A 20172-nucleotide genomic window follows, 5' to 3' on the forward strand; every position below is an offset into this window, starting at 1 on the left:
ATGAAAAGAGCGTTGTTGTTATGGTTACTCTTATGTGGCGCAGCCAGCGCCGCCCCTTATCAGGTTGCCACCCGGGATGACGTCTTTCAGACCGGATCACGTGCGTTGACCAGCCGAATTTACTATCCCACCACAGCGATGGATGGATCACATATTATCGGAGCAAATCACGTTTTTATCGGTATCAACAGCCAGCCGGATGCGCCTATAGCTAGTGGTCACTTTCCGCTGATCGTGATCAGCCACGGTAGCGGTGGCAATAACAGCAGTCAGGCTTGGCTGGCGGCTGCTCTGGCCCAACAAGGCGTGATCGTGGTGGCAGCTAATCATCCCGGTAGCACCACAGGTGATTCAGTCCCCGCGCGTTCCGCCGAACTGTGGTTACAGACCAAAGATATTTCCGCCTTGATTAGCGCCATCACGGCAGATCCCCACTGGGCTCAGGCCATTAATCGTAAAGCAATTGGGGTTATCGGCCATTCAAAGGGCGGTTACAGCGCGATTGCCGTCATAGGTGGCCGAGTCAGACTTACCGATTTCATCCGCGGTTGCCAGCAAGCCCCACGATCGCCCAATTGCCAGTTTTATACCCAGGCCAAGGTTGATCTGGAGGCGCTCTCCACCCAGCAATTTAATGCTGACTATACCGATCCGCGTATCCGCTTTGCCGTCGCCCTCGATCCCGGCATGGTGCCTTATCTGCTGCCTGCCAGCCTGCGTCGGCTCAGCGCCCCTTTATTGGTCATCGAACCTCAACGTTTCGAACCAGACAGCCAGATACCTGGCCTTGGCGGTGCCACACTGGCCAAAGACGCAGGGCAGCGACCGATTGATGCACTACGATTGTCGAAGGGTAACCATTTCGATTTTATTCCGCTGTGTCAGCCGAATGGACGTCAAATCCTGGCAGCAGAAGAGAAAGATGCAGAGGTGTTATGCGCCTTTTCAAAGGCGCAACGCGAATGGGTACATCAGCAAACAGTGGCTAGCATTCTGACCTTTATTCGCCCCTGGTTACCTGCTCACGTAGAAAATCGATAAACGCCCGTACCTTTTCCGGCACATGACGAGTATTGGGGTACAGGGCATAAATACTCTGTTCAGGGAAGCTGTGATCTGGCAATAAACAACACAGCTTTCCTGATGCTATTGCCGGCTGTACCAGCCACGCCGGTAGCAGTGCCACGCCAGCCCCATGCAAGGAAAACGCCAGTAGCGCAGAAGCGCTGTCGCCCATTAACGTGGCAGCGTCTTCAACCTTGAACAGCACTACTTGCCGTTCAGGCGTCACAACCTGCCAACTCAACGGCGAACTGAGTCGACTGTGGGCGATCCACTGTGCCTGCGCCAATTGTGTCAATGAATCAATAGGATGGCGCGTCAGATAATCCGGTGAAGCGACCGGCAGGATAGCAAAACTGTCCAGTAAAGCCGCCCGGTGGCTAGAATCAGCCAACTGCCCTAGACGGATAGCCACGTCAAAGCGCTCTGAAATTAAATCGGCATGATAAGAGGAGGAAACATGCTGAATGCGCAGACGTGGATGCAAGCGGGAAAATGCAGCCAAAGCCGGCACCACGACCTGTGCCCCGTATTCCGGCGTGGTGGTGATACGCAATACCCCGCTCAACCCGTGGTGATCGCGACGCACGTCATCCAACACATTATCCGCGTCTTGCAGCAACCGCAGGCAGCGTTGATAAAAGCGTTCACCCGCATCAGTAAGAGCTAGCCGCCGAGTGCTACGCACCAGCAATGACACCCCTAGCTCACTTTCCAACTGTTTGACATTGAAACTGACTACCGCCTTGGTTTGTCCCAGCGCGACCGCGGCAGCAGTGAAACTGCCGGCGTCCACCACCGCCACAAAGATAGCCAAACGCTGTAGGTTAAGCATGTTACTGCCCTTTATTGTCAAAATTATTTTGACAGTGTAATCGCTCGCAGCTGATTTATCCGCACTTTCCCGCCAGCTACACTGCTTGCCTTCAACCGGAGGCACCATGCCCTATCGCATCAAAGTCGCAATCGTCTATCTGCTCGGATTTTTTGTCGATCTGATCAACATGTTTATCGCCAATGTCGCTTACCCGTCCATCGGGCATGCATTTCATGCTTCAGTCGGTGAATTGGCCTGGGTCAGCAATGGCTATATTCTCGGCCTGACGCTGGTGATACCACTCAGCGCCTGGTTGGCACAACGCATTGGTGGGAAACGGGTATTTTTGTTATCCCTGACAGTGTTCATGCTGGCGACCGCCGCAGCCGGTTATGCTGGTTCAATCGGTGAGCTGATTGGTTGGCGAGTGTTGCAGGGGATGGGGGGCGGTTTGCTGATCCCTATCGGCCAAACGCTAACCTATCAACTGTACCGCAGCCACGAACGTGCCGGGCTTTCCGCCGCCATTATGCTGGTCGGTCTGCTGGCACCGGCGTTATCACCGGCACTGGGCGGATTGATTGTTGATCAGCTTGACTGGCGTTGGGTGTTCTTCGCTAACTTGCCATTGGCAGCACTGGCACTCTTGCTGGCAATACTGTGGTTGCGTCCGCAAGCGTCAGACGCCCAACCCAGGCCACTCGACATTAACGGACTGCTCTGCGCCTGCACCGCTCTGACGCTGATCTTGCTTGGTCTCACCCGGCTGGGTGAGACCGATGGCCTATTGCAAGGCCTCTTATTGTTGGCCGCAGGGACATTGGCGCTGACCTATTACCTGCGACGCAGTCTGCGTATCACACAGCCCCTGTTGAACCTGCGACTGGTACAAGAGCCGTTGCTGCGCACCTCTATGATCATTTATCAATGCATACCTGGTGTGTTTATCGGTGTCAGCCTGGTTGCCATGTTGTATTTGCAAAATCAGCTCGGGATGCATGCCGCGCAGGTCGGCAGCCTGATGGTGCCTTGGTCTTTGGCCTCATTCCTGGCCATCATGCTGACCGGAAAAAAATTCAACCGCGTTGGCCCACGCCCCCTGTTTATCGTCGGGTGTCTGCTACAAGGGCTGGGTATTCTGGCGCTATCGCAGATTGTCCACGCCACTGAGCATGGGTTGCAGGTGGCGGCTTTCGCCCTGATGGGCTTTGGCGGCAGCCTGTGCAGCAGCACAGCACAGAGCAGCGCCTTCCTGCATATTGCCGACGAACAATTGGCAGATGCCAGTGCGCTATGGAACATCAATCGGCAGCTCAGTTTTTGCCTGGGTGTCGCCCTGCTCAGCCTGCTGCTGAATCTGCTGCTTGAACATTTTTCACCCGCCGTCGCTTACCAAAGCTGTTTTTACCTGGCCGCCGCCAGTACGCTGATCCCACTGCTGCTGTGTCTGCGCATCGCTAACCGCGCCATCGTGCGCCGTCTCAATACTCAACAGGAAGCTCTATGAACCGCTATTTTACCGAAGTGATCGACGCTCATGTCGCCATTGAAAACTGGCTGGAGAAAGGTGCAGGGGAAGAACAGGCCTTATTGGCACGTTTTGACCCGGCATTCAGCATGATCGCGCTGAACGGCAGTCGGCTGGATTTCGCCGCGCTAAGCGCTTTTTTCCATGCCAATCGCGCAGCTAAACCGGGGCTGGAAATCACAATAGAAGAAATGACGTTGGTGGCCGAATGGCCAACGGGGGCGGTGGTTAGCTATCGTGAAAAACAAATGCTACCTGGACAAAAGGCAACGCTGCGTAACTCTACTGTGGTGTTTACGCAGACCCAGACCGGGCTGGGTTGGCGGCATTTGCATGAAACCACACTGACACAATAATCAGACGTTAGAGAAAACCGTCGGCCAGGAACAGTTCCCAGGCAACAATCAGCCCGCACAGGGTAACGGCGCTGAAAATCACTTCGAACAAATAACGATTGATCATCATGAGCTAGCCCTCAAAAGAAAACACCCGGCAAAACCGGGTGTTTAAATATTATCTGGATACTGCGCTACCCGCAGACTTTACTTATTTAGCGGCTGGAGCTGCTTTTTTGGTCGCTTTGTGGTGCTTTTTAGCGGCCTGAGCTTTCTGCACTGGCGCTTTTTTGTGGTGTTTTTTAGCAGCCTGAGCTTTCTGAGCTGGGGCTTTTTTGCTTACTTTGTGGTGAGTTTTAGCAGCCTGGGCTTTCTGGGCTGGGGCTTTAGTGGCCGCTTTGTGGTGCTTTTTAGCGGCCTGAGCTTTCTGCACGGCTGCTTTTTTGTGGTGCTTTTTAGCAGCCTGAGCTTTCTGTGCTGGTGCTTTTTTGGTTGCTTTATGATGCGTCTTCTTATGATGAGTGGCTTTAGCTGGAGCCTTCTCAGCAGCTGCTGGTGCAGCTTTAGTCATGGTTGCTGCTGGAGCTGGAGCCGCAGCTGCTGGAGCTACTGCATCAGCAGCGAAAGCAACAGAAGACAGACCCATGGTAGCAGCAACGATCAGGGCTAATACTTTTTTCATCTTTAATTCCTCAGAGTGTTTTTTCAGTAAGCCCCGTTGGGCCGTTGAAGCAGATACTAGAGGAATCGATGAGCCGCTTCCGTGAGTGATTGGTTTCGCCGAGTAACCAAATGTACAGCGCTTGTGAACCGCGTACACAAGTCTATGCTGGAAGCTGAAGACCCCCTTTTGCTACAGGCTGGCAGCACCATGAAAACTTCATCGATGAAAGTCACACCGGCAAATTTTGCCGGTCTGGGCGCCGGTGCCCTGTTGCTGCTGGTTATGCTCTATCTGTTCACCCGCCACTGGGCAGAGTTCGTCCAATACTGCATCAATGCCCAAATCTATATGCACCGCTATCTGGTGCTGTATTTGTTGCAACAGCGCAATCATCAGTACAGCGGTGGAGTAATGCTGGCGTTATGCAGCTTTATCTATGGTTTCCTGCATTCTGTCGGCCCTGGCCACGGTAAGTTTGTTATCACCACCTATCTTGCCACTCACCGCAGACAATTGAACGCCAGTCGACTTATCACTCTGCTCGGCAGCCTGATGCAAGGCGTTGTGGCAATCCTTTTCGTCCTGATACTGGCGGTGGCGCTGAACTTGTCGATGGGTGATTTGAGCCTGAGCCGTTACTGGCTGGAAAAAGGCAGTGCTCTGTTTATCGCCGCTTTCGGCCTGGTGGTGATCCTGCGTGCCATGGGGTTACGCCGGCGCAAGCTATCGACATTCAAAACACTGAGGCCGTTAACAGCAACCACGCAGCACAATCCTGAAGACGATTGTGGCTGTGGCCACCGGCATCTGCCTGACGCAACAGAACTGACGGGAGGCTGTCTCAATGCCCTGTGGCTTATCGTTTCTATCGGTATCCGCCCTTGTAGCGGTGCAATTCTCATATTGGTGTTTGCCAACGCCGTTGGCATGTTCACCTGGGGCGTGATATCCACCCTCAGTATGGCGCTGGGAACGGCGCTGTCGATCATGATTCTCGCCACGCTGGTACACCATGCACGTGAAAAATTTATCGCCGCCAACGACCATTTGACAGGTAAACGCCTGGCGCAAGTGTCACGGCTGGCCGTTATTTTAGGCGGTATATTGTTGATTCTGTTCGCACTGGTGCTGTTCAATTCGGTCATCCCGGTTAGCGCCAACGGAGACTTTATTGCCGCCGGTTGCTGATGGCATCTATTACGTCGCTATCGGCCGCGAAAACAGAATTAAATGGCAGTTTTTTCCGTGATCACCCACACAGTTTGAAAAATGGTCTACACTTAATAGACATGTGTCGAAACGGAGAATCGAATGTTTAAGAGATCAGAAAAAGTAGAACGCGACATCGATCAAGACGTTACCCTTCTGGCCGATACGCTGGATGAAGTGTTACGGGAATCCGGTGACAAGACCAAAGAGGAACTGAAAGAGCTGCACAGTAAGGCAAAAGGTGTATTACGTGATGCCCGTGCGCGCTTCAATGGTTCCAGTAATCTGACACAGCACGCTCGCGATGCCGTCGAACAAGCAGATAGCTACGTGCGCGACAAACCTTGGCAGGGCGTAGGAATCGGGGCCGCAGTTGGCATCGTCCTTGGCGTTCTGTTGGCCCGGCGTTAACACCCCTTGCAGTCATAAAGATAAAACAGATGTGCGTCTGGCCCGCGGGAAACCGCGGGCCGTTTAATTTCCGCTATTGAATACCGCGGCCAATCTGGCCACTGCCTGCTCTGCTTCAAGCTGCTGAGTAAAATTGGCAAATCCCATAATTAGACCAGCGTTTGCCGGGCCGGTGATATGCCAATCCGATAATGCCTGTACCGACAATCCACGCCGCCAAGCCTCCTCTGCCAAGAGCCGATCCTGCCAATTCTCTGTTAACCGCGCCAGCAACTGAATGCCACCAGCCTGAGATGCTACCGTCAGGTGCTCAGCCAATTGTTGCTCAAGCGCCTGCGCCAACCACCCACGTCGCTGGCGGTAGATTGGCCGCATCCGTTTCAGATGGCGATAAAAATGTCCCTGATTGATGAAGTCCGCCACACTGGCCTGCATCAACGGTGGGCAACCACAACCCCGCAGCCGACTGTTGTGACTAAAAGCGTCCATCAGCCCAACAGGCACTATCAAATACGCCATGCGTAGTGCCGGAAACAGCGTTTTGCTGAAGGTACCTGCATATAATACCCGCCCCTGACGATCGAGGCTTTTCAATGGCGGTAGCGGGCGTCCGTGATAGCGCACTTCACTGTCGTAGTCGTCTTCAATGACCCACGCCTTCTTCTGCTGTGCCCATGCCAGCAATTCCATACGTCTCGCCAGACTGAGTGATACCCCTAGCGGGCTTTGGTGAGTCGGCGTCAGCACTGCCATGCTTGCCTGAGGTGCCCTGGCTATGCCGACAGCAACGTTCATGCCCTGCTCATCAACCGGAACCGCCACTGGCCTCATGCCAGCAGCTTGAAACAGCGGTAGCGTCACCGGATAGCCCGGATCTTCCAGCCAGACCTGATCGTCCGGCTTAAGCAGGGTACCGATCACCAGATCCAGCAGCGCCTGATACCCGGCACAGATGAAGACCTGCTCTGGACGGCAACTGATGCCACGTGAAAGTTGCAAATAATTGACTATCGCCGCACGGAGTTCAGGCAAACCCTGCATTGACGGATGCGCCAGCGAAGCCAGCGGACTGGTGCGTAATTGGCGACCGACAATCCGCTGCCATAGCGCACGCGGAAAGACATCCAGCGCCGGTAACCCCAACTGAAACGGCTGGGTAGCCCCATTGGGATGTAACGGATTCGCCGTCACTGCCGGTAAAGGTTCAGTCGTCAATGTTGCACGCACAGGTAGGTTCTGCACCTGTGGCGAAACATAGGTACCCGCCTGCCCCCGGCTTTGCAGAAATCCCTCAGCGATCAGCTGACCATACGCGCTTTCCACCGTGGCGCGCGCCACACTCAAATCGCTCGCCAGCCCACGAACCGAGGGCAACCGACTGCCTGCTTGCAAGGTTCCCTGCGTAATGGCGTCTTTAATTCTCAGATAGATTTGCCGGTACAAAGGATCAGCAAGCTGGCTGTCCAGCTGCAAGGAGGAAAGAAATTGACGCATCATGGCCTGATTAAATAATCATTTTATGGCCCTATAGCATAGTCCATATTGCCGTTAAAGTAGCGCCATGATTCTGCTACTCGCTAACCGAGGTTGACCATGATTAAGCAACGCTTGAACTATTCCGAACTCTCTCCCACACCTTACAAAGGCATGGTGAACGCCCTGATGGCGCTGGAAAAAGGTGCACTGGACAAGACAACCATTGAACTGATGTTTATGCGCGTGTCGCAGATCAACGGCTGTGCCTACTGCCTGGATATGCATGGCAAAGCCCTGCGTGAAAATGGTGTTAGTAACGCCAAACTCGATACATTGGCTGGCTGGCGTGTCAGTCATGAATTCAGCGCACGCGAATGCGCAGCGCTGGAATGGGCAGAATCCGTCACGCTGATCGCCGCGACCGGCGCACCAGACAGTGCATTTGAAGCGCTAAAAGCGCATTTCAGCGACGCCGAAATTGCCGATTTGACCTTCGCCATCAGCATCATGAATGCCTTTAACCGCCTGGCCGTCAGCATGCGTCAGTGATAAAAGTGCACCTCCCCTCTCGCTTCGTGAGGGGTTTATCGTCGATAACCGCCTGCAAAAAATTTTTCCTCACCGTATTTCCAGCCCCAGTGCGGCCTCCGCGCAAACCTCACCAAAACACCATATATAGCGTGGTTGATAAATTAAATATCTACATATAGTATTTAATCCATCAACCGCAGGGAACATGTAGCGGTCGATAACGCCGTCAGAAACGCCGTTCAATGCTCCGTTATCTGACCTGTCCGCCTTTCCTTCAACACAAAAGGTAAATGCGAATCATGAGCATTATTATTTACAGTAAACCGGACTGTGTCCAGTGCAATGCCACCTATCGCGCATTTGATAAACAAGGGATTGGTTATCAGGTGATCGACCTCACTCAAGATCAACAGGCGCTGAGCCATGTGAAATCCCTTGGCTACCAGCAGGTTCCGGTGATTATTGCCGGTGACGATCATTGGTCCGGTTTCCGGCCCGATAAAATTGGCGCGCTGGCTCACGCCCTTGCGTCCTGAGGCCAGCCATGAACCCGCTGGTCTACTTCTCCAGCAGTTCGGAGAACACCCACAGGTTCGTTGAAAAATTGGGACTACCGGCGATGCGCATACCGATCGCCGGTGCCCGCAGCAAACTGCTGATGGAAACACCCTATATTCTGATTGTGCCCAGCTATGGCGGCGGTAGCGCCGTGGGAGCCGTACCAATCCAGGTGATCCGCTTTCTCAACGATCCACAGAATCGCGCTTTCCTGCGCGGCGTCATTGCCGCAGGGAATACCAACTTCGGTGCAGCGTACGGCATTGCCGGCGACATCATCGCCAAGAAATGTCAGGTGCCTTTTCTCTATCGTTTTGAGCTGCTCGGTACCACACAAGACGTTGCAAACGTTCGACAGGGAGTAACTGTATTTTGGCAACGACAGAACTGACCAGACCCGCCACTAGCGCACTGGATTACCATTCGCTCAACGCGATGCTCAATCTTTATGATGCTGAAGGCCATATCCAGTTTGATAAGGATCGGTTGGCGGCGCGGCATTACTTCCTACAACACGTCAATCAGAACACCGTGTTCTTCCATAACCTGGAAGAGAAACTGCGTTATTTGGTGGAAGAAGGCTATTACGAGCAAAGCGTGCTGGCGCAATACGACTTCGCCTTTATCAAGCAGCTGTTCCAGCAGGCGTACGCGAAAAAATTCCGCTTCGAGACGTTTCTCGGTGCCTTCAAGTACTACACCAGCTACACGCTGAAAACCTTTGACGGCAAACGCTACCTGGAACGCTATGAAGACCGCGTATGCATGGTCGCCATGACGCTGGCCGCTGGCGATACCGCACTGGCGCAAGATCTGGTTGAGGAAATGATTTCCGGTCGCTTCCAGCCGGCGACGCCAACCTTCCTCAACTGCGGAAAACAGCAGCGCGGCGAACTGGTTTCCTGCTTTCTGCTCCGCATTGAAGACAACATGGAGTCGATCGGCCGGGCGGTAAATTCTGCGCTGCAACTGTCGAAGCGCGGCGGCGGCGTAGCATTTTTGCTGACTAACATCCGTGAGGTCGGTGCGCCGATCAAGCGTATTGAGAACCAGTCATCCGGCGTGATTCCGATCATGAAAATGTTGGAAGACGCTTTCTCTTATGCCAACCAATTGGGCGCACGTCAAGGGGCCGGTGCCGTATACCTCAACGCGCATCACCCGGATATCCTGCGTTTCCTCGACACCAAGCGCGAAAACGCCGATGAGAAAATTCGCATCAAAACGCTGTCACTCGGCGTGGTGATACCAGATATCACTTTCGAGCTGGCGAAGAATAACGAAGAGATGTACCTGTTCTCGCCGTATGACGTTGAACAGGTGTATGGCGTCCCCTTCTCTGAAATCAGCGTCAGTGAGAAATATCGCGAAATGGTGGATGACAAGCGCATCCGCAAATCGCGTATCAATGCACGTGAGTTCTTCCAGGTACTGGCGGAGATCCAGTTTGAATCCGGTTACCCGTACATGATGTTTGAAGATACCGTCAATCGTGAGAACCCGATCGCCGGACGCATCAATATGAGTAACCTGTGTTCGGAAATCTTGCAGGTTAATCGCGCCAGCACCTACCACGATGACCTGAGCTATGACCAGGTGGGCAAGGATATTTCCTGTAACCTCGGCTCGCTGAATATCGCCAAAATCATGGATGCACCGGACTTCGGTAAAGCCATCGACACCGCAATTCGCGCGCTGACGGCCGTGGCGGACATGAGCGAGATTCGCTCGGTACCGTCAATTGCCGAAGGTAACCGCAGTTCGCACGCTATCGGCCTGGGTCAAATGAACCTGCATGGCTATCTGGCACGCGAACGCATCTTCTATGGCTCTGAAGAAGGTATCGACTTCACCAATATCTACTTCTACACCGTGGCTTACCACGCCATTCGGGCCTCTAACCAACTGGCGATCGAGCGCGGTAGCGCATTCGGCGGCTTTGAGGATTCCACCTACGCCTCCGGCGAGTATTTCAGCAAATACACTGAACGGGATTGGTTGCCGCAAACCGAGCGGGTTCGTGCGTTGTTCGCCGACGCCAATATCGCCATCCCGGGCCGCGAAGAGTGGTTCGCTCTGCGCCAGTCGGTGATGATGCATGGGCTGTATAACCAAAACCTGCAGGCAGTGCCACCAACAGGTTCTATCTCCTACATCAATAACTCGACCTCCAGCATCCATCCGATCGTGTCACGCATCGAGATCCGCAAAGAGGGCAAAATTGGCCGTGTGTATTATCCCGCGCCCTATATGACCAACGACAACCTGGAGTACTACCAGGATGCCTATGATATCGGGCCGGAAAAGATCATCGACACCTACGCCGCCGCCAGCCAGCACGTCGATCAGGGGCTGTCACTGACGCTGTTCTTCCGCGATACCGCCAGCACGCGCGATATCAACCGCGCACAGATTTATGCCTGGCGTAAAGGCATCAAAACCATCTATTACATCCGTCTGCGCCAGATGGCGCTGGAAGGCACTGAGGTGCAGGGCTGCGTGTCCTGTGCGCTGTGAGGCAACTTATGAAAACCATTAAACCGGCACAGTTGGTGCGCGCAATCAACTGGAACATCATTGAAGACGACAAGGATCTGGAGGTGTGGAACCGTCTGACCTCCAACTTCTGGCTGCCAGAAAAAGTGCCGTTGTCGAACGACATTCCGTCGTGGGCAACATTGACGCCAAAGGAACAGCAACTGACCATCCGGGTGTTCACCGGCCTAACGCTGCTCGATACCATTCAAAATACCGTCGGGGCACCGGCACTGATCGCCGATGCCATTACGCCACACGAAGAAGCGGTGTACTCCAACATCAGCTTTATGGAAGCAGTGCACGCACGTTCTTACAGCTCGATTTTCTCGACGTTGTGCCAAACACCAGACGTTGACGATGCCTACCGCTGGAGCGAAGAAAATCGCGCGCTGCAAAAAAAGGCCAGCATCATTCTGGCCCACTACCGCAGTGACGATCCGCTGATGAAAAAAGTCGCCAGCGTGTTCCTCGAATCATTCCTATTCTATTCGGGCTTCTATCTGCCGATGTATTGGTCGAGCCGCGCCAAACTGACCAATACTGCCGACTTGATCCGCTTGATCATTCGTGACGAAGCGGTACACGGCTATTACATTGGCTATAAATTCCAGAAAGGGTTGGAGAAGGTCGATGCTGCCCGCCGGCAACAGGTGAAAAACTTCGCCTTCGATCTCATGCAGGATCTGTATGACAACGAAGTGCGTTACACCGAAGAGCTGTACGATGGCGTGGGCTGGAGCGAAGATGTGAAAACCTTCCTGCACTATAACGCCAACAAGGCGCTGATGAACCTGGGTTACGAAGCGCTGTTCCCGCCAGCGATGGCGGAGGTCAATCCAGCGATTCTGTCGGCGTTGTCACCGAATGCCGACGAGAACCACGACTTCTTTTCCGGCTCTGGTTCGTCTTACGTGATTGGCAAAGCGGTCAATACCGAGGATGACGACTGGGATTTCTGAGGGTAATTATCGCGATATCGTCCTAATGAGGGCGGTATCGCAACATTAATAACCAAGCTCTTTCTGACTTCGGATGGCCAGAATAAATGCCGTATCAATATCAGGAATGTATTTGTAAAGAGCCAAATATCCATGAGTTTGCTGACCAATGATCAACTCACGCTTTCCTGACCCAAGCGGCCGACCAATTAGCGGATTATGTTCCAGTACTGCAATAGCCTGGATAATTTCCTCAATTCGCCGTCCTGAGTCTGCAACCTCATAATGTGCCAAATGGACGAGAATACGCTCAATATCATCCCTGACCTCTGGCGCCAACTCGACTTTTGTCATTAGTCCCCCAGCTTTTTAACAGAAGGTTTGGCTGCAGCAGTGTCCCCTGCTACATAACTTTCCAGATAGCTACGCATATCGCTCCAGGGAATAGTTTCCCCCGTAGCAACAATGTTGGCATAACGTTTTTCCGCTTCCTCTTCAAAATTACGCCGCAATTCTTCCTGCTGAGTTTTCTCGGCAATAGCCTGCAGAATAAAGCTGTGTGAAGTCACGCCGGCTTGCTCTGCTACGGCCGCAACTCGGGCTTTAAGTTCTTCTGGTATACGGATGGTGGTAGTCGGCATAATCAACAAACCTCGACACAGACAAAGCGAATGTAGCTCAATTGTGCTACATCAACATTGATTACTCAACAGTATTGTTCATTTAATCGCCACAGCACGCTGCCGGATGCGTTGCCAGATGGCCCGCTTTTCATCGTCATCGGCGCTCGACCAGGCGGCGATTTCATCCAGCGTGCGCCAACAGCCGCGGCACTGCGCTTTCTCGGTGTCGATCTGGCAAACATTATTACAGGGTGAACGGACGCCATCGTCAATCTGGCTGCCCGCCTTCCTTCTTCTACTACTACTACGGCCTACCATTAAACGCTTCCTCGCGGTGGATTTCCCGCTACAGGATACCTGATCCCGCTGCGGAAAAACCGGTCGAAAGCATCAGATAATGCCACCATTGGCACGCAGGGTTTGGCCGTTGATCCAGGCACCGTCGGCACCGGCCAAAAATGACACTGCCGCCGCAATATCCTGTGGCTGGCCCAGGCGCTCTAGCGGTGCCATTTTTGCCAGGCGCTCTATCAGTTCCGGCGTTTTACCGTCCAGAAATAACCCGGTAGCCGTTGGCCCCGGCGCGATGGCATTCACCGTGATATTACGACCACGAAGCTCTTTCGCCAGCACGCTGGTCAACGCCTCGACCGCAGCCTTCGTGGCAGCATACATGCCATAGCTCGGCTGCAACAACCCAACAACACTGGAAGAAAAGTTGATGATACGTCCGTTGTCGCGCAGGCGTTTCGCCGCTTCACGCAGGGTATTGAACGTACCTTTCAGATTGATATCAATCAGCCTGTCAGCCTCGGCATCGCCCATTTCAGCAACTGGCGCCAATGCAATCACCCCTGCGTTATTCACCAGAATATCGACGCCGCCAAACGCCTGCTCCGCTCGATCAAACAGTTGGGCAACGGCCATGGCATCACTGACGTCTGCTTTGGCGCTCAGCGCGCGGCCGCCGTTTTGTTCAATTTTACGCACAAGTTGATCTGCCAAGGCCTGATTACCCGAATAATTGACGATCACGGTAAAACCATCGGCAGCCAGGCGTTCAGCAATGGCCGCACCGATGCCACGTGATGCGCCGGTTACGATAGCAACGTGTTGTGAAGTGGTGTTCATTTGATCTCTCCTCGTCAGGTATGCGCCTGCGCCTTGCTGGCGTGAGATCATCATGCACCTTTCGCGATAGCGAATAATCCCCTACTCTTCGTTATCACTATCCGAATTTAGCGAACAATACTTATGGACAGGATTGACGCCATGCGCCTGTTCACCCGCGTGGTGGAACAAAGCAGTTTTACGCAGGCGGCACAGGATCTGGGCCTGCCGCGATCAACGGTGACCGATGCGATCAAGCAACTGGAGGCCAGGTTGCAGGTGCGGTTGCTGCAACGCACCACTCGCCACGTCAGCCCAACGCTGGATGGCGAGGCCTACTATCAGCGCTGCCTGACCATTCTGGCGGATATCGAAGATGCCGAAATGGCCTTTGCCGGTGCCAAGCCGCGCGGTCTACTGCGCATCGATGTCCACGGCACGTTAGCACGCCATTTTCTATTGCCGGAGTTACCCGATTTTCTGGCGCGAAATCCAGATATCGAATTGTTCATGAGCGAAGGTGATCGGCTGGTGGATCCCGTGCGTGAGGGTATCGACTGCGTGGTGCGCGTCGGCAGGCTGAAAGACAGCGATATGGTGGCACGTCGGTTGGGTGAACTTGATGAAGTGACCTGCGCAGCGCCTGACTATCTGCAGCGCTTCGGTACGCCACTTAGCCTCGACGAACTTGACGGGCACCGCATGGTAGGTTTCCGCTCTTCGGCCAGCGGCACAATAATGCCCCTGGAGTTTAATGTCGCGGGACAATCACACCAGGTAACCCTGCCCTGCACCGTGTCGGTTAGTGCAGCCGAAAGCCTGGTCGCTGCTGCACAAATGGGGCTGGGGATTATCCAGGTACCGCGCTATCACCTGCGCGACAGTCTGGACAACGGCAGCCTGTTACCACTGTTGCCACAATTCCCGTCCACACCAATGCCGGTGTCACTGCTGTATCCCCGTAACCGCCAACTGTCGCCCCGTGTTCGGGTATTTATCGACTGGTTCAGCAAGGCATTTGCCGCCCGCAACGGTTGAAAGCCGCCCAGCGGGGCGGCCTGCAATTTACATAGCACCGTAGTCCAGCGGTATCCAACCGTATCCGTCGCCTTGTTTATTGAGATAGCCTAACCCCGGAAATGACAGATGTGCTCCGCCCACCAGCTCACTCTTTTTGGCGCTATCACCAAAGACTCGCAGCCGCTGAGTGACTGCGGCTTTCGCATCGCTGTCAAAGCGTATGGCAACACGCGGGTGAGGAAGCTGCACTGCCGCAACATGGATCAGATCGCCAATCACCAGCAACTTTTTACCTTCGCTCTCGACCAGATAAATGCTGTGACCCGGCGTATGGCCGTGGGCCGCGAATGCTGTGATCCCCTGAGACAACTCACCGTCACTGTTGAAAGGTTTAAAGTGCACAGCGGCCTGATAAGGCTTTATCGCCGCCATCGCTCTTTCGAACGACGCCTTGTCTTCGGCCTTCGCCTGCTTCAATCGGCTCTCGCTCAGCCAAAAATCGGCATCCTGCTGACTGGCTCGCACCACTGCATTCGGGAACATCGCCTCGCCGTTTTGCGTGAGGCCACCGAGATGGTCCGGGTGCATATGCGTCAGATAAATTTCGTCAACCTGCTGCGGCTGGTAGCCGGCAGCTTTCAGATTGGAGATCAACTTGCCCAATCCGTCCCCCAGCAACTTGCCGGCGCCGGTATCTATCAGGATCAACTTGCTGCCGGTGTTGATCAGGTAGGCATTAACCGAGGTGACTACAGGTAGACTTTGATGATGCTCGACCAACGCGGTTTCGATCTGTTTTGGTGAGCTGTTCAACAGCAATTTATCCGCCGGTAAACGAATGATGCCATCGGACAACACGGTGATTTCGTAACTGCCCAGCATAATGCGATAGAAGCCTGGCGATGGGCTTTTCACCTGTGGCGCGGCAGCAGAAACGTGCAGCGACATGACAGCCAACGCAGCACCCAGCAGGTAGTTTTTCCAGAACATAATGACTCCTTATTGTAAATTCAGCAGCGCTAAGTATTAACGCAAAACACTGAGCCTGCCCGCCGGGTCAATACGCAGGCAAAAAAATCCCCGCGGGGGCGGGGAAAGGCAAAGAAAACGAAGGTCTTTTTTTAAGTTATACGAAGAATTTGGCCAGAACTAACAGAGAGAGGGAGACGTTGATCGCACCGCCAATACGGGTGGCGATTTGGGCAAACGGCATCAGCGACATGCGGTTACCTGCGGTAAGTATGGCAACATCACCGGTACCGCCTTGCCCACTCTGACAGCAGGACACAATGGCCACATCGATCGGGTGCATACCAATTTTTTTACCCACAAAGAACCCGGTTGCCACCAGCGTGCAAACGGTACTCACAATCACTACCAGATTTTGGATAGTGAAGGCATCAACCAATTCTTGCCATGGGGTGATTGCTACTCCGACGGCAAACAGAATTGGGTAAGTTACCGCTGTACGGAAGAACTTATAGACTACTTGAGACCCTTCCTGAATACGCGGAGACACACCATGCGCCAGCTTCACTGCCACCGCAGCGAACAGCATACCGACCGGTGCCGGCAGGCCAATCATGCGGTGCAGCAACATCCCGACCATGTACAACAAGATGGCCAGCAGCGCGCCACAAGCAATGGTGCTGACATCCACCTTGCCACTGACTTTTTCCACCGCACTCATTTCGCTATCGCCCTGCTTGTTCGGCATCAGGCTGCCTTCACCGGTCAGGTGCGGGTAGCGTTTACCGAGTTGGTTCAGTAAACCGGCGAGCACAATGGCAGTCAGACCGCCAAGCATTACAATCGGCAGAATACGGCCCAGTGCCACGCCCTGATCCATATGCAGAATTGCTGCGTAACCCATCGACAGCGGGATAGCCCCCTCACCGACGCCACCGGCCATAATGGGCAAAATCAGGAAGAAGAAGATCTGGAACGGTTCCAGCCCCAGAGCCATTCCGACGCCCATACCTACCAGCATGCCGGCAATTTCACCGCACAGCATTGGCGCAAAGATGCGCAAGAACCCCTGAATCAAGACCTGGCGGTTCATGCTCATGATACTGCCGACAATGATGCAGCAGATATAGAGATAAAGGATGTTGGTCGACTTATAGAATTTGGTGGTCGACTCCACCACCACATCCGGCAGCAGGCCATAATGCACCAACGCAGAAGGGATAAAGGTGGCGCAAATCGCTGCTGCCCCCATTTTACCTATCAAGGGTAAGCGCTTGCCAAACTCACCACAGGCAAAACCAAAGAAGGCCAGAGTGGCAACCATCACCACAATATCGCTCGGTAATTTCCCTTCCAGACAATCCAGTAAAATAAGCACACCGGCCAGAACAAAGAATGGCACCGGAATAATTCCTACTTTGTAATTGTCCAGTATGTGCCACCATTTTTCCCGCAACGGTATTTCAGCGTTTTTTTCTTTGGTGACGAGGTAAGAATCATCTGTTGTGCTCATAATCTGGCCTCTTATTAGTTTGTTCAGCCATCATAGAGAAACGCACGGATTATCTGCTGTGATTTTGTTCAAAATTAAAAAGGGTTTTTAATGGTGGTTATGGTTTCTATGGTGTTAATTGTGATTATGTAAAATACGGCGTGGATTTAATGGTGTTAATGTTATTTTTACTTCAAAAATTACCCATTTTATTGCAACTACCGAGCAGTCTGTCGGATAAGGATAATCCCGTGGCTGTGATCACAAGTTGATCCGGCGCAATATTACATTAACTGCGACTCATGGTAGGGTAAGCACTCAGGATTTTTCAGGGTGAACCCCAGGCCATGCGCATAAAACTCTCATTTCAAATCAAACTTTTTCTATGCCTGGTTGCCTTCTCCTGCCTACTGCTGACGTTTATTGGTGCTTACACCTACTATCAGCTCGATGCCCAGTTGCACCGAGACCTCGGTGCACGTGCACAGGTGCAGGCACGGGAAATCGCTCTGATCCCGTCACTGGTCACCGCAGTAGAAAACAATGATCCGGTAAAAATTGCCGCCTTGATGAAAAAAATACGTGCCAGCAGCGATGCCAGCTATATCGTCATCGGCGATAAACAGACCCGGCATCTTTATCATTCCGAATACGCCAATATTGTTGGCACCCCGATGGTTGGTGGTGACAACAAAGAAGTGTTAGAAGGTAAAAGTATTATTTCTATCCGCAAAGGCGGCATTGGTATTTCATTGCGCAGTAAAGCACCGATTATGGATGAAAATAATAATGTCATTGGTATTGTTTCGGTTGGTTACCTTAAATCACATATCGACAACCTAAATGCAAGAACCCTAACGCAGATTGTAGGATCGATTGTATTGCTCTTAATTGCGCTGTTTGTATTTTCCTGGTTGTTATCCAAGAATTTAAAACGCCAGATGTTCTGGTTGGAACCTAAAGAAATTGCATTATTGGTACGCCAGCAAAAAGCCTTGCTGGAAGCGATTTATGAGGGCGTCATTGCCGTCGATCCCCAACTGCGAATCATCACCATTAACCACGCAGCACGGGAGTTACTGGATTTGCGGCAACCTGCCGGGGTCCTGATGGGTCGTGAAATCGGTGAGGTGATTCAGTCTCAACCTGACTTTTTCGGCGCTTCACAGCTAGACCACGATACTCACGATGAAGTGTGCCGCTTTAACCATGTGCGTGTCATTGCCAGTCGCGTACGCATCATGCAGGAAGAAGAGTTGCAGGGCTGGGTGATCAGCTTCCGCGACAAGAACGACATCAATACCCTGAGCAGCCAGCTCAGCCAGGTCAAACGTTACGCTGACAATTTGCGGATCATGCGTCATGAACAACTAAACTGGACTGCTACCCTCGCGGGGCTGCTGCATATGCAACGCTACGACGAAGCGATTCGCTATGTCGAGGCGCAGTCGGAAGGCGCACAGGAGATCCTCGACTTTATCTCGCAGCGTTTCAGTTCTGCGGCGCTCTGTGGGCTACTGTTGGGCAAATACTCCAGTGCGAAGGAAAAAGGCGTTGAGCTGCGATTCGATCCCGCCTGTCAGCTACGGCAAATCCCGGCAGCGCTGAATGAAACCGAACTGATGTCGATCATCGGCAATTTGCTGGATAATGCGGTAGACGCGACACTGCGTTGTGCTCCGCCGCATGAGGCCGTAGAACTCTATATCAGTGATAACAGCAACGAACTGGTGATTGAAGTGGCCGATCACGGTACCGGCATTGCAGCGGAGATCCGTGATACGCTGTTCGAACAAGGCGTCACCACTAAAGATGACAAAGGTGACCACGGCATTGGCTTGCATTTGGTCGCCAGCCATGTGGCCCAAGCGCATGGCAGTGTAGAAGTGTCGGACAACGAGCCGCACGGCGCTATTTTTTCTTTGTTTATCCCTAAACAATCTTGAGCACCCGAATCATGCAACCTGAAGCACTGGACGTTTTGATCGTGGAAGATGAGCCACAGTTGGCAACACTGCACGCCGAGTTCATTGAGCAGAACTTTACCCTGCGCGTAGTGGCCTACGCCGCCACGCTGGCCGAAGCCAGAGCCAAAGTCAACGCACACCAGCCGCGTCTGATCCTGCTGGATAACTTTTTGCCAGACGGCCAGGGGATTGAGCTCATGGAAGAGGCTGCGGTGAAAAACCCGGGTTGTTCCGTGATCTTTATTACCGCCGCCAGCGATATGAACACATGCAGCCAGGCGATCCGTAACGGCGCTTTCGATTACATCATTAAACCTGTGTCCTACAAGCGACTACGCAATTCACTGGAACGCTTTATGCAGTTTGTGCAAACCCAGCAGACGTTCAAAGTGATCGACCAAAGCAATGTCGACGCGCTGTATAACCTGCAATCCAAACAGTTCTCCAGCGAACCCAGCGCCAAGGGCATTGAAACCAACACGCTAGAGCTGGTGCAATCGCTGTTTATCGACCAACCAGAGGTTGCTCACGCAGTGGAGGATGTCGTAGAGAAAGTCGGCATCAGCAAAACGACGGCCCGACGTTATCTGGAATACTGCGTCGCAACCCAGTTTGTACGCGTTGAGATGATGTACGGCAATATCGGCCATCCACGTCGCTTGTATCGCAAGGCGTAAACTGACATCTGGTTGTCATAATGACAGGATAATATGCCTGCGGCGATATCCCCTCGATATCGGCACCTGTCGTTGAAACTGATGAAATACTGATGACTTTTACCCGACCTCTGGTCGGGTTTTTTATTGCCGAGAAACAGGCTCGAGCAGAGAAATAACCGCATTAATTCAGAATCATTATTCTTACTTAAAACCAGACATTTATGCGGAATATCAGGTATGAATAATGGAATATTCACCTCAGTAC

General features: G+C 53.0%; 22 protein-coding genes. 13 read left to right on the forward strand and 9 right to left on the reverse strand.

Annotation, left to right across the window (positions count from 1 at the left end; all coding sequences use genetic code 11):
* Positions 1-1041 carry an alpha/beta hydrolase family protein gene (locus SGR01S_RS19805; protein ID WP_061808362.1) on the forward strand — a complete coding sequence of 347 codons (1041 nt, stop codon included), beginning with the start codon at positions 1-3 and terminating at the stop codon, positions 1039-1041.
* On the opposite strand, the gene SGR01S_RS19810 is transcribed toward SGR01S_RS19805, so the two are convergent.
* Positions 1001-1897, reverse strand: a complete 897-nt coding sequence (locus SGR01S_RS19810) for a LysR family transcriptional regulator (protein WP_061808390.1) — start codon at positions 1895-1897, stop codon at positions 1001-1003. The two genes, SGR01S_RS19805 and SGR01S_RS19810, sit on opposite strands and share 41 nt — an antisense overlap.
* A 106-nt stretch (positions 1898-2003) precedes the next feature.
* Between SGR01S_RS19810 and SGR01S_RS19815 the strand changes: the two genes are divergently transcribed.
* Positions 2004-3386, forward strand: a complete 1383-nt coding sequence (locus SGR01S_RS19815) for an MFS transporter (RefSeq protein ID WP_061808363.1) — start codon at positions 2004-2006, stop codon at positions 3384-3386.
* A complete protein-coding gene (locus SGR01S_RS19820; protein WP_061808364.1) occupies positions 3383-3763 on the forward strand; it encodes a DUF4440 domain-containing protein in 381 nt (126 codons plus the stop codon). Before SGR01S_RS19815 ends, SGR01S_RS19820 begins: the two co-directional genes overlap by 4 nt.
* 190 nt (positions 3764-3953) lie before the next feature.
* On the opposite strand, the gene asr is transcribed toward SGR01S_RS19820, so the two are convergent.
* Positions 3954-4424, reverse strand: a complete 471-nt coding sequence (gene asr, locus SGR01S_RS19825) for an acid resistance repetitive basic protein Asr (protein ID WP_061808365.1) — start codon at positions 4422-4424, stop codon at positions 3954-3956.
* Between the two features lie 189 nt (positions 4425-4613).
* Here asr and SGR01S_RS19830 point away from each other — a divergent pair, with 189 nt between their 5' ends.
* Both SGR01S_RS19830 and SGR01S_RS19835 read left to right on the forward strand, forming a co-directional pair.
* On the forward strand, positions 4614-5594 hold the full coding sequence (locus tag SGR01S_RS19830; protein ID WP_061808391.1) for a nickel/cobalt transporter: 981 nt from the start codon (positions 4614-4616) through the stop codon (positions 5592-5594).
* A 123-nt stretch (positions 5595-5717) separates the two neighbouring features.
* Positions 5718-6026 (forward strand): ElaB/YgaM/YqjD family protein, encoded by a 309-nt coding sequence (locus tag SGR01S_RS19835; protein WP_037422211.1) that lies wholly within the window; start codon positions 5718-5720, stop codon positions 6024-6026.
* A 63-nt stretch (positions 6027-6089) separates the two neighbouring features.
* Here SGR01S_RS19835 and pdxR read toward each other — a convergent pair whose 3' ends face one another.
* Positions 6090-7523, reverse strand: coding sequence for a MocR-like pyridoxine biosynthesis transcription factor PdxR (gene pdxR, locus SGR01S_RS19840; protein WP_061808366.1), 1434 nt, complete (start codon positions 7521-7523; stop codon positions 6090-6092).
* Positions 7524-7619: 96 nt separating this feature from the next.
* Between pdxR and SGR01S_RS19845 the strand changes: the two genes are divergently transcribed.
* The 5 genes from SGR01S_RS19845 (at position 7620) to nrdF (ending at position 12088) form a co-directional block, all read left to right on the forward strand.
* Positions 7620-8051, forward strand: coding sequence for a carboxymuconolactone decarboxylase family protein (locus tag SGR01S_RS19845; protein WP_061808367.1), 432 nt, complete (start codon positions 7620-7622; stop codon positions 8049-8051).
* Positions 8052-8332: 281 nt separating this feature from the next.
* Positions 8333-8569 carry a glutaredoxin-like protein NrdH gene (gene nrdH / locus SGR01S_RS19850; RefSeq protein WP_037422220.1) on the forward strand — a complete coding sequence of 79 codons (237 nt, stop codon included), beginning with the start codon at positions 8333-8335 and terminating at the stop codon, positions 8567-8569.
* Positions 8570-8577: 8 nt separating this feature from the next.
* Positions 8578-8982 (forward strand): class Ib ribonucleoside-diphosphate reductase assembly flavoprotein NrdI, encoded by a 405-nt coding sequence (gene nrdI, locus SGR01S_RS19855; RefSeq protein ID WP_061808368.1) that lies wholly within the window; start codon positions 8578-8580, stop codon positions 8980-8982.
* Complete coding sequence (nrdE, locus tag SGR01S_RS19860) at positions 8964-11108, forward strand: class 1b ribonucleoside-diphosphate reductase subunit alpha (protein WP_073963487.1); 2145 nt, start codon at positions 8964-8966, stop codon at positions 11106-11108. Before nrdI ends, nrdE begins: the two co-directional genes overlap by 19 nt.
* An 8-nt stretch (positions 11109-11116) precedes the next feature.
* Positions 11117-12088, forward strand: a complete 972-nt coding sequence (nrdF, locus tag SGR01S_RS19865; RefSeq protein WP_037422227.1) for a class 1b ribonucleoside-diphosphate reductase subunit beta — start codon at positions 11117-11119, stop codon at positions 12086-12088.
* A gap of 45 nt (positions 12089-12133) precedes the next feature.
* Here nrdF and SGR01S_RS19870 read toward each other — a convergent pair whose 3' ends face one another.
* The 4 genes from SGR01S_RS19870 to SGR01S_RS19885 all read right to left on the reverse strand — a co-directional run bounded on the left by SGR01S_RS19870 (position 12134) and on the right by SGR01S_RS19885 (position 13821).
* A complete protein-coding gene (locus SGR01S_RS19870) occupies positions 12134-12421 on the reverse strand; it encodes a type II toxin-antitoxin system RelE/ParE family toxin (RefSeq protein WP_061808370.1) in 288 nt (95 codons plus the stop codon).
* Positions 12421-12708: a CopG family ribbon-helix-helix protein gene (locus SGR01S_RS19875; protein ID WP_061808371.1), complete on the reverse strand. Its 288-nt coding sequence runs from the start codon at positions 12706-12708 to the stop codon at positions 12421-12423. Before SGR01S_RS19875 ends, SGR01S_RS19870 begins: the two co-directional genes overlap by 1 nt.
* A 78-nt stretch (positions 12709-12786) precedes the next feature.
* Entirely contained in the window at positions 12787-13008 is a 222-nt protein-coding gene (locus tag SGR01S_RS19880; protein ID WP_061808372.1) for a DUF1289 domain-containing protein, read from the reverse strand.
* Between the two features lie 72 nt (positions 13009-13080).
* Positions 13081-13821: an SDR family oxidoreductase gene (locus tag SGR01S_RS19885; RefSeq protein ID WP_061808373.1), complete on the reverse strand. Its 741-nt coding sequence runs from the start codon at positions 13819-13821 to the stop codon at positions 13081-13083.
* A 123-nt stretch (positions 13822-13944) separates the two neighbouring features.
* Here SGR01S_RS19885 and SGR01S_RS19890 point away from each other — a divergent pair, with 123 nt between their 5' ends.
* Positions 13945-14838, forward strand: coding sequence for a LysR family transcriptional regulator (locus tag SGR01S_RS19890; protein WP_061808374.1), 894 nt, complete (start codon positions 13945-13947; stop codon positions 14836-14838).
* 27 nt (positions 14839-14865) lie between these two features.
* On the opposite strand, the gene SGR01S_RS19895 is transcribed toward SGR01S_RS19890, so the two are convergent.
* Both SGR01S_RS19895 and SGR01S_RS19900 read right to left on the reverse strand, forming a co-directional pair.
* Positions 14866-15810: an MBL fold metallo-hydrolase gene (locus tag SGR01S_RS19895; RefSeq protein WP_061808375.1), complete on the reverse strand. Its 945-nt coding sequence runs from the start codon at positions 15808-15810 to the stop codon at positions 14866-14868.
* A gap of 136 nt (positions 15811-15946) precedes the next feature.
* Entirely contained in the window at positions 15947-17302 is a 1356-nt protein-coding gene (locus tag SGR01S_RS19900) for a 2-hydroxycarboxylate transporter family protein (RefSeq protein WP_037422251.1), read from the reverse strand.
* Positions 17303-17628: 326 nt separating this feature from the next.
* Here SGR01S_RS19900 and SGR01S_RS19905 point away from each other — a divergent pair, with 326 nt between their 5' ends.
* On the forward strand, positions 17629-19227 hold the full coding sequence (locus tag SGR01S_RS19905) for an ATP-binding protein (RefSeq protein ID WP_061808376.1): 1599 nt from the start codon (positions 17629-17631) through the stop codon (positions 19225-19227).
* Between the two features lie 11 nt (positions 19228-19238).
* Positions 19239-19925, forward strand: coding sequence for a response regulator (locus tag SGR01S_RS19910; RefSeq protein WP_037422259.1), 687 nt, complete (start codon positions 19239-19241; stop codon positions 19923-19925).
* The last annotated feature ends 247 nt before the right edge of the window (positions 19926-20172 follow it).

It is taken from the genome of Serratia grimesii NBRC 13537 (assembly GCF_001590905.1).
GTDB classification, from domain to species: Bacteria; Pseudomonadota; Gammaproteobacteria; order Enterobacterales; family Enterobacteriaceae; genus Serratia; species Serratia grimesii.